This is a genomic window from Pseudomonas sp. RIT409 (assembly GCF_003052515.2).
Lineage (GTDB): Bacteria > Pseudomonadota > Gammaproteobacteria > Pseudomonadales > Pseudomonadaceae > Aquipseudomonas.
Map to the genome: position 1 here is coordinate 21,115 of NZ_QARE02000015.1, position 14,287 is coordinate 35,401.

Annotated in this window: 15 protein-coding genes; 6 read left to right on the forward strand and 9 right to left on the reverse strand. The window is 56.2% G+C overall.

The features are described from left to right. Positions 1 to 66: 66 nt before the first annotated feature. Entirely contained in the window at positions 67 to 993 is a 927-nt protein-coding gene (locus DBP26_RS18275) for a LysR family transcriptional regulator (RefSeq protein ID WP_108239011.1), read from the reverse strand. Positions 994 to 1,220: 227 nt separating this feature from the next. Between DBP26_RS18275 and DBP26_RS18280 the strand changes: the two genes are divergently transcribed. The 3 genes from DBP26_RS18280 to DBP26_RS18290 are packed head-to-tail and all read left to right on the forward strand — an operon-like array spanning position 1,221 to position 4,005. Next, positions 1,221 to 2,657 carry an NAD-dependent succinate-semialdehyde dehydrogenase gene (locus tag DBP26_RS18280; RefSeq protein ID WP_108239010.1) on the forward strand — a complete coding sequence of 479 codons (1,437 nt, stop codon included), beginning with the start codon at positions 1,221 to 1,223 and terminating at the stop codon, positions 2,655 to 2,657. A 12-nt stretch (positions 2,658 to 2,669) separates the two neighbouring features. Beyond that, on the forward strand, positions 2,670 to 3,002 hold the full coding sequence (locus tag DBP26_RS18285; RefSeq protein ID WP_108239009.1) for a carboxymuconolactone decarboxylase family protein: 333 nt from the start codon (positions 2,670 to 2,672) through the stop codon (positions 3,000 to 3,002). 1 nt (position 3,003) lies between these two features. Further along, entirely contained in the window at positions 3,004 to 4,005 is a 1,002-nt protein-coding gene (locus DBP26_RS18290; protein WP_108239008.1) for an NAD(P)H-quinone oxidoreductase, read from the forward strand. A gap of 345 nt (positions 4,006 to 4,350) precedes the next feature. On the opposite strand, the gene DBP26_RS18295 is transcribed toward DBP26_RS18290, so the two are convergent. The 3 genes from DBP26_RS18295 to DBP26_RS18305 form a co-directional block, all read right to left on the reverse strand. After that, on the reverse strand, positions 4,351 to 5,133 hold the full coding sequence (locus DBP26_RS18295; RefSeq protein ID WP_108239007.1) for an SDR family oxidoreductase: 783 nt from the start codon (positions 5,131 to 5,133) through the stop codon (positions 4,351 to 4,353). Then, a complete protein-coding gene (locus tag DBP26_RS18300) occupies positions 5,130 to 5,456 on the reverse strand; it encodes a nuclear transport factor 2 family protein (RefSeq protein ID WP_108239006.1) in 327 nt (108 codons plus the stop codon). The genes DBP26_RS18295 and DBP26_RS18300 overlap by 4 nt, the downstream gene beginning before the upstream one ends. A 137-nt stretch (positions 5,457 to 5,593) precedes the next feature. After that, positions 5,594 to 6,505: a LysR family transcriptional regulator gene (locus DBP26_RS18305; RefSeq protein WP_108239005.1), complete on the reverse strand. Its 912-nt coding sequence runs from the start codon at positions 6,503 to 6,505 to the stop codon at positions 5,594 to 5,596. 344 nt (positions 6,506 to 6,849) lie between these two features. On the opposite strand from DBP26_RS18305, the gene DBP26_RS18310 reads away from it, so the two are divergent. After that, the gene (locus DBP26_RS18310) at positions 6,850 to 7,137 is read left to right on the forward strand and encodes a hypothetical protein (protein ID WP_349254553.1); all 288 of its coding nucleotides are present in this window, start codon (positions 6,850 to 6,852) and stop codon (positions 7,135 to 7,137) included. A gap of 162 nt (positions 7,138 to 7,299) precedes the next feature. On the opposite strand, the gene DBP26_RS18315 is transcribed toward DBP26_RS18310, so the two are convergent. Next, a complete protein-coding gene (locus tag DBP26_RS18315) occupies positions 7,300 to 8,205 on the reverse strand; it encodes a LysR family transcriptional regulator (RefSeq protein WP_108239004.1) in 906 nt (301 codons plus the stop codon). Positions 8,206 to 8,316: 111 nt separating this feature from the next. Between DBP26_RS18315 and DBP26_RS18320 the strand changes: the two genes are divergently transcribed. Together DBP26_RS18320 and DBP26_RS18325 are read left to right on the forward strand one after the other, a co-directional pair. Next, positions 8,317 to 9,168: an NmrA family NAD(P)-binding protein gene (locus tag DBP26_RS18320; RefSeq protein WP_108239003.1), complete on the forward strand. Its 852-nt coding sequence runs from the start codon at positions 8,317 to 8,319 to the stop codon at positions 9,166 to 9,168. A gap of 371 nt (positions 9,169 to 9,539) precedes the next feature. Further along, entirely contained in the window at positions 9,540 to 10,229 is a 690-nt protein-coding gene (locus tag DBP26_RS18325) for an SDR family NAD(P)-dependent oxidoreductase (RefSeq protein WP_108239002.1), read from the forward strand. Between the two features lie 406 nt (positions 10,230 to 10,635). Here the strand turns inward: DBP26_RS18325 and DBP26_RS18330 are convergent, their stop codons facing one another. From DBP26_RS18330 to DBP26_RS18345, 4 genes are read right to left on the reverse strand one after another with little or no spacing between them, the layout of a single operon-like run. Then, positions 10,636 to 11,934 (reverse strand): dicarboxylate/amino acid:cation symporter, encoded by a 1,299-nt coding sequence (locus tag DBP26_RS18330; protein ID WP_108239001.1) that lies wholly within the window; start codon positions 11,932 to 11,934, stop codon positions 10,636 to 10,638. 38 nt (positions 11,935 to 11,972) lie between these two features. Further along, entirely contained in the window at positions 11,973 to 12,914 is a 942-nt protein-coding gene (locus DBP26_RS18335; protein ID WP_108239000.1) for a D-2-hydroxyacid dehydrogenase, read from the reverse strand. Between the two features lie 14 nt (positions 12,915 to 12,928). Further along, complete coding sequence (locus DBP26_RS18340; protein ID WP_108238999.1) at positions 12,929 to 13,318, reverse strand: VOC family protein; 390 nt, start codon at positions 13,316 to 13,318, stop codon at positions 12,929 to 12,931. Further along, positions 13,315 to 14,280, reverse strand: a complete 966-nt coding sequence (locus DBP26_RS18345) for a hydroxymethylglutaryl-CoA lyase (RefSeq protein WP_108238998.1) — start codon at positions 14,278 to 14,280, stop codon at positions 13,315 to 13,317. The genes DBP26_RS18340 and DBP26_RS18345 overlap by 4 nt, the downstream gene beginning before the upstream one ends. Between the last annotated feature and the right edge of the window lie 7 nt (positions 14,281 to 14,287).

Consider the following 14,287-nt stretch of genomic DNA (forward strand, 5'->3'; position numbering starts at 1 on the left):
TGCACATATGTTGCGCCTCGCAGCGTTATATCGCCGAGGCGCAAATATTCACATTCCTCCAAGCTTTCAGTTGATGAGTTCCTGAGCAGTGCTCGCCAGCTTACTGCCCACCCGTACCTTCAGCGCATCAATGAAGCGGGTAATCTTCGCGTCCACAGATTGCCGAGATGTGTATACGGCATATACGTTGCGCTCATACGTATGGTATTCGGGCAAAACCCGCACTAGCTTTCCAGAGCGCAAATCCTCAATAGCTGTAAATCCAGCCAACAGGCCGATCCCGGCTCCCTCGCGTATGGCGACCGCCATCGCATCCATATCATTTACGCTGAAGGTTGGCCCTGACGGGGCGAACGTTGCGTCTCCTGAGTTGCTCTTTAGCTGCCATTCATCTCTCATATAGTCCACAGTTCCCAGCAGCAGGCATTGGTGATCGCAGAGATCAGCAGGTGTAGCGGGCGCAGGATGCTCCTCTAGGTAGTCTGGAGACGCTACCAACACACAATGGCTGACACCTATCTTCTGGCTGACATATGCCGAGTCGGGCAACGTCCTGGCAATCAAAATCGAAATATCCAACTGGTCTTCAAGGAGGTTCGGCATTCGTTGTGACAGCATCAGATCGACCGTGACTTCCGGGAACTCCTTGCGATACTCCAGTACCGCGCCGGTGACGAGTTGCCGGGCGAGGCCTGGTACGCAATGCACCCGCAGCGTTCCCCTGGGTTTCAGTGCGGCATTACTCGCTTCGGCTTCCGCGCTCTCAAGGTCTGCCAGAATCTTGATGCAACGCTCGTAAAACCTGCGCCCTGCATCCGTCACAGCGAGACGTCGAGTCGAGCGCTGTATCAAGCGGGCATCGAGCACGCTTTCAAGCGCAGAAACTGCACGGGATACGTTTCCTACCGTGGAGTCCATATAGTTTGCCACCGCAGTAAAGCTGCCCATCTCGACGACTTTCACGTACACCGACATGTTGGAAAGCTTGTCCATCCTGAGCTCCTGTAGGACTGCGCGTTATTGAAATTGCCGCAGATGCTACACCCTCACCTCAGGACTCGATATTACCTCTGTGCACAACAATGATTCCCTTTTGGCTGGCTAAATCAGAAGGCAGACCTTCCATAGACTTGGTTCCACGGATCGCTTGAGGCTCCGCAGCATTGCTCCTCAGACGCTTGATTTCATACGAATCCCTGACAACTAATGAAGGCCAAATCATGAATATTCCCTACGATTCGCTTTACCTTTTCATCGACGGTAAATGGCTCAATGCCGATGGACGCAATACGGCATCGGTGGTTAATCCGGCAACCGGTCGTGAAATCGGACGTGTCCCACTCGCTACAGCAGGTGACCTGGATCATGCGTTGGAAACCGCTCGACTGAGCTTCGAAGTATGGCGCCACACCACACCTGACAAGCGCGCGAAAACTCTCAAGCGTGCAGCCGATCTTATCCTGGAGCGAGCACCTCACATTGCCGCGCAGATGACGCTAGAAGAAGGCAAGCCTCTGGGTGAAAGCATGGACGAAGTGTTGCGTGCCGCCGAGTATTTCGAATGGTTTGCCGAAAGCGCCCGCCGTATCGATGGACGCGTCGTGCCTGCAAACCGTCCTGGCGTACTGCAATTGGTGAAGCGTCAGGCTATCGGCCCTGTTGCTGCGTTCACCCCTTGGAACTTCCCCGCTATTACACCCGCTCGAAAACTCTCAGCAGCGCTGGCTGCTGGTTGCAGTGTCATCCTCAAGCCTGGTGAGGAAAGCCCTTCCACCGCGCTGGCTCTGGCGCGAGCCCTTGATGATGCTGGGCTTCCAAAAGGGGTGTTGCAAGTGGTCTTTGGTGTTCCAGATCAGGTTTCCAGTCATCTGATCGCTTCATCGATCATTCGCAAGGTCACCTTTACAGGCTCGGTACCTATCGGACGACTTTTATCTGCCCGCGCTGCCGACGGCGTTAAGTCCATCACGCTCGAACTAGGTGGCCACGGCCCCGTGCTCGTATTTGAAGACGCTGACATTGAAAAAGCCGCAGTAGAAGGCGTCGCCAATCGGTTCCGAGGGACAGGGCAAGTATGCATTTCATCGACCCGGTTTCTGATCCAGCGTGGCGCCTATCAAACGTTCGTTGATCAATTTGTCAGTGCCACTAAAGCCCTGAAAATCGGCAATGGCCTGGATCTTGAGACTCAAGTCGGGCCGCTCGCCAACCCGAGGCAACTGGCAAAAATGGAAGAGCTGATAGCCGATGCAGTCGAGAAAGGTGCACGGGTATTGGTAGGTGGTGAGGCCTTGCCAGGTGAAGGCTTTTTCTTTCAGCCAACCGTACTGGCAGATGTCCCTATGAACGCCCGCGTCATGCATGAAGAGCCCTTTGGCCCCATCGCTGTACTGATGCCGTTCGATGACTTGGCTGATGGCCTGAAAGAAGCCAATCGCCTTCCTTATGGACTCTCTGCCTACGCCTTTACCTCCAGCGCTCGAACTGCAATCGATGTCGCTGACGGGTTGGAGGCCGGAATGATCGGGATCAACCAGTACCGCATCGTCGCCACCGAGCTGCCATTCGGCGGCATGAAAGAAAGTGGTCACGGTTCAGAGGGTGGCGTCGAAGGCATTGAGCACTATCTCACCAACAAATTCATCAGTCAGGTTTAAGGAGGCAGTCACATGTCCACTATCAATTTCAGCAGCCCCCGCGAAGCAGCCCGAGCGTTTACACCCAAGCTGTCGCAATTTGTCGACTCAACGCTTTACCCGCAAATCTGGAGTGATCCAGCACTGTCTCCCCGCGACCGCAGCTTGATCACCGTCGCCGCATTGATTGCCGGTGGTCACTCGGAAGAGCTGCCTGCGCACTTGCAGCGGGCAGTCGGTAATGGTCTGACACATGACGAGATTGCTGCTGCGATCACCCACTTGGCCTTTTACGTGGGCTTCCCCGGCGCCATCACCGCATCTGCAATTGCCAACGCAACGCTGACCGAATCGGAGAAAAACTAGGATGAAAGCTATCAACATCAGAGAGTTCGGCGCGGCGGAAGTTTTAGAGCTCGCCGATGCCCCCAACCCTGAGGTACGTCCTCCCGATCTCCTGGTGCGTGTATATGCGGCGGGTGTGAATCGGGCAGATCTGACTCATCGGACTGGTGGCTATGGCCATCCAAACTTCGGCGACTCATTGATAATCGGATTGGAAATCGCTGGAGAGGTCATCGAAAAAGGGAGCGCGGTTTCAGGATTTGAAGTGGGGGATCGTGTGATGGGTGTGGTAGGAGGAGGTGCCTATGCCGAGCTGGCTCGTATCGACTATCGCATGGCCATGCAAATCCCGGCACAGCTCGACTATGTCCACGCAGCGGCAATTCCAGAGGTCTTTGTTACCGCTCATGAGGCAATGATGCACCTTGCTCGGTTGAAGTCCGGTGATTCGGTATTGATACATGCTGCCGCTGGTGGCGTAGGGTCCGCCGCAGTGCAGTTGGCTTATGCCACAGGCGCCACGGTGTATGCCACGACGGAAGGCAGCAAATTATCGCGAGTGGAGCATTTGGGCGCCGATGTCGCGATTGACTACAAAACACAGGATTTCGCCCAGGTCATTGCTGATAAAACCAAAGGTCGTGGTGTCGATGTCGTAATTGATTTTGTCGGCGAGCCTTACTTCGCGCGAAATATTGCGTCCCTGGCACATGGCGGTCGAATGATCCAAGTCGGTATCCTCGGTGGTGGCGGCAAAGTAACCGTGGAGCTGGAACAAATTCTCTATCGTCACCTGCAAATCATCGGCACCGTCATGAAGTCGCGCACCCAGCCCGAGAAGCACGACATGATCAGTCGGTTCCGAGAGCACTGGTTGGATCGCTTTGATGGTGCGGGAAGCCTGGAGCCCGTCGTCGATAGCACGTTCCCGCTGTCGCGGGCTGCCGATGCTCATCGCAGGATGGAGTCTTCGGAGAATGTTGGGAAAATTATTTTGACGATGCAACCCGAGGACTTGGTGTAGCAGAACCGGCGCCCATACCGATTCGCCTAAAGGTGCCTTACAGGCACCTTTAGCTGTTCGAATCTGCCTCTCTTGAAGATGGCCGGGCAACTTGTCGCGCGGCCTCCCTTGCACGTTCTACTAGCTTCCGGTCGACCGCTGACCTATTACGAGGGCCGCATTGGGTCGATAGCTGCCTTCGCCGAATGATTGAGGCTCTGTTCAACTATCAGCAGCGTATGGCGGTATGCAAAACAGTTGCGACTTGCGCCTGATCAGGCACTGATCGAGAGAGCATGTCCAAAGCATTTACGCATGACCTTGGGATAGGTCGTACAAGGCGTCGCGCTACTGCGAAGCTGACGACTATATGGTCGGAACCGTTCCGCCATCGATCACATGTTCCGAGCCTGCTATTGAAGCGGCGCGTGGCGACACAAGAAAAGTAATGAAATCCGCCACTTCCTGCGGCTTGGCGGGGCGGCCTACGGCAATTCCGCCGAGCCAGTCCATAATCAGTTTTTTGCCACCCTCGTAGTCCGTGTCGTGCTCGCGCGCCATGCGCTCGGCGAACTCAACCGACGCCTCAGTCTCGATCCAGCCCGGGGAGACACTCAACACGCGCACCCCCTTCGGCGTGACTTCCTTCGAAAGGGACTTGCTGTAGGTCGACAGGGCCCCCTTGGCCGCGGCGTAAGCGGTCGTCGATGTCCAGAGTGGAAGGATGCGCTGGATCGAGCTCACGTGCAGTACGACGCCTGCGCCATTTGCTAGCATTCGCGGCACCAGTGCACGATCCAGGCGTACCGCAGACATGAAGTTGAGGTTCAGTTCATTGAACCAGACGGCGTCATCGAGGACCGCGAAACCACCGACCGGAGCGGTCGAGCCTCCAAGATTATTGATCAGGATGTCGACGCTGCCCCAGCGCTTTTCGACCGCATCAACCAGCTCGGCCACCCCTTCAGCAGTCGACAAGTCGGTCATTATGTAGGTCACACCCTGCAACGGCTTCTCCGGGGCCGAGCGTGAGGACGTCATCACCTTTGCGCCAGCATCCTGCAAACTTTTGACGAGGGCAGCGCCCAAGCCTTTGGTGCCGCCAGTGACCAGAGCGCGCTTGCCTTTCAATTCGAGGTCAAAACTCATGCGTTGATCTCCAGCGAATCGATCAGACCACGATCGAGGCCGAAGCGGTAGGTCAGATTGGCAGGGCTGCCGGGGAAGTCGCCGGTAACCTTGGCGCGGACGACGTGGTACCCATCGTCGTCTCTCTTGTCGAACGGCTCGGTCGTGGCGTTGTATTTGACCGATGCGGCGCCTAGGAAGGCAGTGATGGACTGGACGCCTTCGTAGGTGTGGCCATCGTCCTTCAGGATGGCATCTGCTTTGAAGCACTTTGCCAACGCTTCCGGATTGTGTGCGGACGCGAAGTATTGAGCGATGGGTTCGGGAAGCATCAGGGTGCGCATATTTTTGGCCTCAAGTGTTGACTGACGCCCCATCATGCACACTGCCGTTTCATCAGAGAATAATCTATAAAATGTGTGGGCTATGTAGGATCGCGCTCATAATGCAGCGGCCCGCCCGCCGTTGGAAAAATGCTTGGTCAGGATTGTTTGAAGGGGCCTCGATCCAGCAGACAGTCGATGAAGGCACTTAGGAGGGCAGGTTGATGCTGCCTGTTCGGGTAATACAAGAAAAGCCCGGGCCGCGTAATCGACCAGTCGGCAAGTATCTGGATGAGCCGCCCCTGCGCCAGTAGCTCGCCCACACCATCCCGCTCGAAGTGATAGGCAATCCCCAGTCCGTCCAGCGCGGCGGCAATGCCGATGTCGGCATGATTTGTGATAACTGGCCCATCGACAACGACTTCCATGCTCTGCTCACGCTTCTCAAACTCCCATCGATAATGCCTACCTTCCACCTGCAGCCGCCAGTTGATACAGGCATGCTGGTGCAGATCGGCGGGTGAACTGGGTGTGCCGTGTAGGGCGAGGTAGTCGGGGGACGCCACCACGACCATATTCATGTCCGGCGTCAGGCGGATGGCGACCATGTCCTTCTCGACCTGCCCGCCCACGCGAATGCCTGCATCGAAGCGGCCACTGACGATATCGACCAGCGCATCATCAACCACGATGTCGAGGACGATATCGGGGTGAGCCTTATGAAAGCGTGCGAGGCGTGGCGCAATGATGGTTCGGGCGCCGATCCCAAGCGTGTTGATGCGCAGCGTACCACTCATCCGCCCTGCGGCCTCGCTGGCTTCGGCAACCGCCACGTCCATCTCGCGAAACAGTGGGGCCAAGCGCTGATACAGCTGCTCGCCGCTTGCCGACGGTGCGACGCTGCGAGTGGTGCGATTGAGCAAGCGGCTGCCAATGCGGCTTTCTAGCTGGCGAATGGTCTGGCTGAGCGCTGAAGGCGATAGGCCGAGGTATTCTGCTGCTCTAACGAAACTCTGCCGCTCGACGACCGCGACAAATGCTTTGAGCTCGGAAAATTCAGATCCACGCATTCTGGCTGATATCTACATGAAAGCTCTCATTCTAGGCCTGCCTTCAAACTAATAACATCGCATCTGCGCTTACACCGTCACAATGAGCGCTGCATAGCGATGTTTGTATGAATAGTGCCAAGGTTGTGCCGTTGACGCATGAATGCGGACGCGGGCGAGGCCTGTTCTTTCCGTTCGAAGTCTGCCAAGGGGGCCAAGGTGCGCTCATCGGCCCATACTTAATACCGGTACGCATCCTTCAGCATCTTCGCTTCCTACGCGTCGATTCAACTCCGGTGGGAGGGTCGCACTATCATCTAGGCGGCAGCTATCGGCCAGAAGCGGACCTATTAGGATTAAAACCAATGGCTCTCTTTATCGTTCAGGACTCAAATTCGATGAGCAGACTTTCAACCTTGATCGCAGAGGCTCGGTCAGGGCTTTCCATCCAAGAGCGGATCCCCGATGAAAGATGGGTGGCGATAGCATCACAATGCGAGGCTGCGGAAATTGCAGAGATCGAAAGACGCATCATGTGCCTCAGGGCCGAGCTGGAGATGGTCGAAGAGTGGGATGGCGACACGATAGATGACATCAACATTGCCATCAGCCATTTTTCTCAGCTATTGAACATAGCGACTCGCGGGCCTTGATTACTCATTGCCCTGGTTTAAACGCATCAGAAGCAGTCGAGCATGACTGACCGTACAACCACTTGCCGACTATGGCAAAAGGCTGCTTTCGACCGGTAGCAGTCATTCACCCCGACATGACAGGCCGAATCAAGCCCTCTACGAGTTTGTTCGAAACTTTTGTTATTGGCTGATGCCGACAACGAACTCCAGGAATGCACGTACCTTTGCCGGGGGCAAGTGCCGCGAAGGATAGAGCGCGTACAGCGGGAAATATTCATCTGGCCAATCGGCAAAAAGTTCGATGAGGCGTCCTTCTCGCAGTGCAGCCTCTACGCCGAGTTCCAACACCTGAGCGACGCCCTGCCCCTCCTCACAGATTCGGTGCATGGTGCCGACATCGTTGACCATCAACCTCCCGTGCGTTTTGACAGTCAAGCGCTCGGCGCCTCTGTGAAACTCCCAGGTGAACGGCTTGCCGGTTTGGGGATTTCTGAACTCCACGCAGACATGAGCCGAGTGCTCAAGCTCGGTCGGGTGTTGGGGATGACCGTGCTTTTGCAGATAAGCGGGAGACGCGACTGTGAGGACGCGCGTTTTCAGCAAAAGCCTCCTTATGAGTGAAGAGTCAGGTTGCTCGCCAAACCGCACAGCCAGATCGACACCCTCTGCCACCAAGTCGCCCAATTGTTCCCGAGTGAAGAGATCCAGCTCAATTTCAGGGTAGGTTTCCATGAAGCTTCCAAGAGCCGGTGCCAGGATCACTCTGGAGAAATACGGATCAACATTCACCCTGAGTCGCCCCCGCACTGTAGTAGCACTGCCCGATGCCATCGTCGCTGCCTCTTCAAGTCCGGCAAGCAATGGCGCTATCTCTTCATAGAGTTGGCGTCCTTCAGCCGTGAGCGTGACTGACCGGGTCGTTCTGTCGAATAGGCGGATACCGAGTCTTGCCTCAAGCCGCGCGACTGCTCTGCTGACGCCTGACTGGGTCATGTCCAGCGCACGCGCCGCATTGACGAAACTTCCACTGTCGACCACTGCAGACAGCACTCCCATTCCACTGGCCAGTCGCCCATCGAAGCTCATTAATGATTCTCTGTCATGTATGTAATGCCATCCATGATATAGCCGAATTTATTAGCTCAAGGCAATATTCCTCTCACGGCGGTAACGGATCGCTTTGGCGGAGGAACGAATATGTATACGGTAATGGGCGTGTCTGGCCAGGTTGGAGCACACGTTGCTCGCGCTCTTCTTGACGATGATCAACGGGTCAGAGTAGTGGTTCGTGATGCCGAGAAAGGCAACGTATGGGCGACTCAAGGATGTGAAGTTGCGATAGCGGATGCTAACGACGTCAACGCATTAACGAGGGCCTTCCATGCCAGCACGGGTGTGTTCATCTTGCTGCCCCCCAACTTTGACCCTTCCGAAGGTTTTCCGGAGACTCGCATCATCGTTGAAAACCTGCGCACCGCCCTGGAGCACGCCAACCCCAGGAAGGTGGTGTGCATTTCAACCATTGGTGTTCAAGCGCGTCAGTCTAACTTGCTCACTCAGCTTCAAATCCTCGAGGAGGGCTTGGGCTCTTTGAACACGTCTGTCACATTCCTGCGCCCTGCCTGGTTCATGGAAAACTGCCTTTGGGACATCGAGCCCGCCAAGGGCCGGGGCGTGATACCAAGCTTCCTTCAGCCGCTGGACAAGCCAATTCCAATGGTCGCTACAGCGGACGTAGGCAGGGTAAGCGCTGAATTGCTGCAGGAGGAGTCTTCGGGCAAGCAAATCGTTGAGCTGGAATCTGAGCATCAAGTCACTCCCAATGACATCGCTGCTGCGTTTTCGGAATTGCTGAATAAAGACGTAAGAATGGAAGCAGTACCCAGCAACACCTGGGAAGCGGTGTTCAGCTCTCAGGGTATGAAGAATCCTCATCCGCGCATTCAAATGCTTCATGGATTCAATGAGGGCTGGATCCGGTTCGAGGGTGTTCCCCGCAAGGGGCGCGTAGGGTTGAAAGACGTGTTGTCAGAGATGCTTTCATGCTGATGCTCTTGGTTCTAATGCCGTGCTGCCTAAACTTGAACTTACGTATTGGTGGCGGCCGAGGGTGAAAGAGCTTTTTTAGCGTATCAAGATAAGTTTCATCAAAAAAAGCGCTCCATCAAATAGCTACATCCTTCTGCTTCCGAAACATGACTATCCAATAGCGCGGCTTAACTACCGAGCACGGCCTGACGTTACAAACGACTAGCGATTCCAAATAGTGATGAAGATTGGCCCTTGAGCAGACCCTAAGTGACGTTGGGTGACTTCTCAGCTGATGGCTGATCCGTCGATCAAATCCTCCTTGATCAGTAATTTGAATCACTCGTTACAGCCCAGCAAGCCGGGTGACGGCCTCATACAGGAGAAAAAATATGAGCAATAAATCTACCGCTTTAGTGATCGGTGCTTCTCGCGGACTTGGTTTGGCGCTCGCCGAGGAGTACCTCACACGTGGCTGGCAAGTCATTGCAACCACTCGTAGCACTTCTGAAGGTCTGGACAAACTGCAGCGACGCTTTGGCGTTGCGTTGGAGATCGAGCAAGTCGACATAATTGACTTGAGTTCCGTAAAGGCACTGCGCCGACGCCTGGATGCGCGTGAACTGGACACCCTTTTCGTAAACGCCGGCATCTGCAAAGCCAACGAACTTACGCCTGTCCAGGTTGCAGAGAAAGACTACTTGGATATGTTGCTCACCAACGCCCTCAGCCCAATGCGCGTCATCGAGCTTTTTCATGACCGTGTCAAAGGTAACGGCGTCGTTGCGGCCATGTCGTCGGAGCTGGGCAGTATCGCTGACAGCACCGGTTTCTGGGAGCTCTACAGCTCCAGCAAAGCCGCACTGAACATGTTGATGAAAAGCTTTCACGCGCGCCATGTGGAAGACACTCGCGCGCTACTGCTCGTCGCTCCAGGTTGGGTTCGTACCGACATGGGTTCGCAGGACGCGCTGCTGGAGGTGTCCGAGAGCATTCCGTTGGTCGTTGACGTTGTCAATCGCAACGCCGGAGAACCGGGCCTGCGCTTCATCAACCGCCACGGTGACGAACTGCCTTGGTGATACGCTCGACTCGTCCGGAGAATAGGCCTAAGGGGGAAACTTTAAGATCTGGTGGGTGAATCCATGACATTCGCAGATCGAAATCTGATATCTGATCGATAGGCGTGAAAGCGGGGTTCATTGCCCCGCCGTCACGTAATCAATCGAGCAACGTGACGGTGCTTGAGGTGGGCCAGAAAAAACCCTCGAACACATTCTCGACCTGATTCAAGTCGAGCGCCGGACAGCATGGCTTACTCATGGGGCGAGCGCAGATGCAGTGTCCGCTTTGGGTCGATTTTAGCCGCTCGCGCGAGGAGGCCCGCCGACTGAAGTCGATTGTTCGATCATTAATGCTTCATCCAGATGCTCACAGCCCCTCAGCACGCCGGGCGTGGCGGCTAGCCAAGGGGCCGAGAGCAAACAATTACCCTAGCTCTCGCTCGAGTTGTTCTCTGTTCAACGCGCCATCCCAGCGTGCAACGAAAAGGGTGGCGACCCCGTTGCCAATCACGTTAATCAACGCGCCGCCTTCCGAAATAAAGCGATAAACCCCCAGCACCAACACCAGTCCGGCAGCAGGAATGACGTCAATTGAGCCCAGCGTCGCGGCCAAGGTGATGAAAGCCCCACCGGTCACACTGGCTGCTCCTTTGGACGTCAATAGCAGGATCAGCAGCAAGGTCACCTGATGATAAAGTGATACGTCGATGTCCAGCGCCTGGGCGATGAAGATTGCGAGCACCGTCATGTTGATACAGCTGCCGTCGAGGTTGAAACAGTAGCCGGAGGGCACCACCAGGCCCACGGTAGATTTCTCGCAGCCAAGCCTCTCCAACTTGCCCATCAGACGCGGAAGTGCCGACTCCGAGGATGAAGTACCCAGCACCAGAACCAACTCTTCGCGGATGTACTTGAGAAATTTCCAGAGGCTGAAGCCGGCCAGTCGCGCCACGATATTCAGGACCAAAAAGACGAACACCAGGCCTGTAATGTAGTAGCACACCAGCAGGTTTACGTAGGCTCCCAGCGACTGGACACCATACTTACCAACAGTAAATGCCATACCACCAAACGCCCCAAGCGGTGCGAGATACATGACGATCTTGAGCATCCGGAAAAACGCTTTGGCAATCAGGTCGATGGTGTTCAGCAATGGCTTGCCCACCTCCCCCAGGAGTTGCAGCCCGAACGCGAACAACACGGAAATGAAGAGCACCTGGAGGATGTCACCATCGGTGAACGCCCCGAATACCGTGCTCGGAATGATATGGGTCAGAAACCCAACGACGCTCTGGTCATGAGCCGCTTTGGCGTATCCAGCGATCGCTGATGCATCCAGCGTCGCAGGATCAATGTGCATACCCACTCCCGGCTTGAGCAGATTGACACCGATCAGGCCAATGATTAATGCGATGGTGGTCAGCACCTCGAAATACACGAGGGATTTGAAGCCGATCCGCCCTATGCGCTTGAGGTCCTGCATACTGGCTATCCCGCTGACCACCGTACAGAAGATGATCGGCGCAATGAGCATTTTGATCAGCTTGATGAACGTGTCACCCAGCGGCTTCATCTGCTCACCCAGCCCTGGACTGTAATGCCCCAGGATGACACCCAGAACGATGGCGACGAGCACCTGAACGTAAAGATGGCGGTAGAAGGGTCTACGACGTGGCAAGGCGACGTCGGCTGTGTCTATCGAAGAGCTGATTGTTTTTGTCATGGCTCTACCTATTTTTTAATGGGTTCGATGATGGGGTTTCAGGTCACCACGTTGATCGGTGCACCTTTGGCAAAGGCTGTGATGTTGGCGGCAAGCACGCTTTTAAGCCGTGCAACGCTGCTCTGGCTTGCCCAGGCCACGTGCGGGGTGACGATCAGATTGGGATGTGGGCTGTGGAGCAAAGGGTGATCTGCGCTAGGTGGTTCGGCATAGAGCACGTCCAGTGCCGCCCCGCCCAACCGCCCATTGGCGAGTCCTGCCAGCACAGCGTTCTCGTCGACCAGCGGGCCACGCGCAGTGTTGATAAGGACTGCACCGGGTTTCATCCGGGCTATTTCCGCAGAGCCAATCAGATAGCGGGTTTGCGGCGTCAGCGGGCAATGGAGCGTCAGTGCATCTGACTTGGCCAGTACTTCGTCGAATGCGCTGTAGCCTTCCCGTACCTTCTGAGCCCCTCGGTGCTCGGCGAACAACACATTGATCTCCAGAGCGCGCGCAAGGCGTGCGACGCGACTGCCAATATCGCCACGACCAACGATGCCGAGGGTCGAACCTTGCAGATCCTGAATCGGCTCTCCATGAACACAGAAGTGCGATGAGCCGGGCCATTGGGACGCAGATGCAGCCTGGTAGGCGAGCAGATGGCGGCGCAGCGCAAACAAAGAACCAATCACGGACTCGGCAACGCTCACCGCGCTATAAGCCGGAACGTTGCACACGGTTACTCCCTGATCGCGACAGGCAGCAATGTCGACGCAGTCATAGCCGGTGGCAGCCACACAGATCAGTTTGAGTTGGGGTAGTTGCTCCAGCGCAGCTCGGTCAAGGCGCACCTTGTTGGTGATGGCCACGTCTGCCCCGTCCAGCGCTTCAACCACCTGATCGAGCGGTGTTTTTTCACGCTCGATCCAAGCAGTGGCTTCCAGCGGACGTGGTAATGGGGACGGCAGGCTGGCGCCGTCAAGAAATACGATATTCATGGCGATGGGTCTCTTCAGCGGTCAGGCGCGAGAAGCTCGGAAATTTCGATCAGATTCAGGTCAGGATCGCGTACATACACAGAGCGAATCGGTCCGGTCGCGCCCGTTCGTTGCACAGGCCCATCGATGATTGGCCAGCCCTCGGACTCCAGTCGCGCAACCACGGCATCGAGCCCGACGCTTGCGATAAAGCACAGATCCAGCGCACCCGGCACAGGTAGATGTGCCTTGGGTTCAAACTCACGCCCGCGCTCGTGGACGTTGATTTTCTGATTGCCGAAACGGAATGCAGACCGGCCATTTCCGAACGTTTCAGCACGCATTCCTAGCACCCGAACGTAGAAATCCTTACACGCCTTGATGTCGATTGTGGTGAGTACCAGATGGTCGAGACGGTCGATCATTGCGCACGCTCCAACTCGGTGTTGGTCACCTGCCGGGTGAGCGTGTGCACATGCTCCGGAATCGGATGCAGATCCAGGCGCTTGCCGGCCCTGAGGATCTGGCTAGGCGTATCGTGGCCGATCAAAGCAGGCAGGCGCGCTGACGCCGCCAGTACCCGGTCCAGATTCATGCCGGTGTCGTAATCCATCAGACCGAGCATGTGCACCAGGTCTTCCATGCATACGTTGCCGCTCGCTCCCGGCGCATAGGGGCAGCCGCCCAGACCGCCCAGCGAAGCATCGAAACGGTCCACACCGGCGGCAAGTGCGGCCAGCGTGTTGGCCAGGGCCATGCCACGGGTATTGTGAAAATGCAGGGTGACTTGCAGATGGGGAAAGCGCTCCAGGACTTGCCGAGACAACGCTTCAACCTGGGACGGATAAGCCATGCCCGTGGTATCGCACAGCGTCACCCCTCGCACCCCCAGCGCAGCGAAACGCTCGACGAAGCCAAGCACGTCAGCGCTCGTGACATCGCCCTGCATTGGGCATCCGAAAACGGTCGACAAGGAGACGTTTACGGCCACCGGGCCCGTGCCGATTACCCCCACCACATCCTTGAGCTGGGAGAACGATTGCTCCCGCGTCATCCTCAGGTTCGAGCGGTTGTGCGGTTCGCTGACTGACATCACCAGATTGGCTTCATCGATGCCGCAGCCCATTGCTCGCTCAGCACCCGTCACGTTTGGCACGAGCACCGTGTACTCAACGCCCGGTTGGCGAGCGATACCCGCCATGACCGCTTCAGCGTCGCGCAGCGCCGGGATGGCCTTTGGTGACGTGAACGATGTGACTTCGATCTTGGCGTAGCCACACTGGCTCAACTCATTGATGAGCGCGATTTTATCGTCGGTTTGTATGAAGGTTTTTTCGTTCTGGAAGCCGTCACGGGTCGCGACCTCCTGCATGAACAGGCGTTTCATTCAAGGT

Excerpts from the sequence above, each read along its gene's own strand:
- DBP26_RS18335 (WP_108239000.1), bottom strand. The coding sequence starts at position 12,914 with ATGAATATCGTATTTCTTGACGGCGCCAGCCTGCCGTCCCCATTACCA.
- DBP26_RS18310 (WP_349254553.1), top strand. The coding sequence starts at position 6,850 with ATGGCTCTCTTTATCGTTCAGGACTCAAATTCGATGAGCAGACTTTCA.
- DBP26_RS18305 (WP_108239005.1), bottom strand. The coding sequence starts at position 6,505 with ATGCGTGGATCTGAATTTTCCGAGCTCAAAGCATTTGTCGCGGTCGTC.
- DBP26_RS18280 (WP_108239010.1), top strand. The coding sequence starts at position 1,221 with ATGAATATTCCCTACGATTCGCTTTACCTTTTCATCGACGGTAAATGG.
- DBP26_RS18275 (WP_108239011.1), bottom strand. The coding sequence starts at position 993 with ATGGACAAGCTTTCCAACATGTCGGTGTACGTGAAAGTCGTCGAGATG.
- DBP26_RS18285 (WP_108239009.1), top strand. The coding sequence starts at position 2,670 with ATGTCCACTATCAATTTCAGCAGCCCCCGCGAAGCAGCCCGAGCGTTT.
- DBP26_RS18330 (WP_108239001.1), bottom strand. The coding sequence starts at position 11,934 with ATGACAAAAACAATCAGCTCTTCGATAGACACAGCCGACGTCGCCTTG.
- DBP26_RS18315 (WP_108239004.1), bottom strand. The coding sequence starts at position 8,205 with ATGAGCTTCGATGGGCGACTGGCCAGTGGAATGGGAGTGCTGTCTGCA.
- DBP26_RS18320 (WP_108239003.1), top strand. The coding sequence starts at position 8,317 with ATGTATACGGTAATGGGCGTGTCTGGCCAGGTTGGAGCACACGTTGCT.
- DBP26_RS18300 (WP_108239006.1), bottom strand. The coding sequence starts at position 5,456 with ATGCGCACCCTGATGCTTCCCGAACCCATCGCTCAATACTTCGCGTCC.
- DBP26_RS18295 (WP_108239007.1), bottom strand. The coding sequence starts at position 5,133 with ATGAGTTTTGACCTCGAATTGAAAGGCAAGCGCGCTCTGGTCACTGGC.
- DBP26_RS18340 (WP_108238999.1), bottom strand. The coding sequence starts at position 13,318 with ATGATCGACCGTCTCGACCATCTGGTACTCACCACAATCGACATCAAG.
- DBP26_RS18290 (WP_108239008.1), top strand. The coding sequence starts at position 3,004 with ATGAAAGCTATCAACATCAGAGAGTTCGGCGCGGCGGAAGTTTTAGAG.
- DBP26_RS18345 (WP_108238998.1), bottom strand. The coding sequence starts at position 14,280 with ATGAAACGCCTGTTCATGCAGGAGGTCGCGACCCGTGACGGCTTCCAG.
- DBP26_RS18325 (WP_108239002.1), top strand. The coding sequence starts at position 9,540 with ATGAGCAATAAATCTACCGCTTTAGTGATCGGTGCTTCTCGCGGACTT.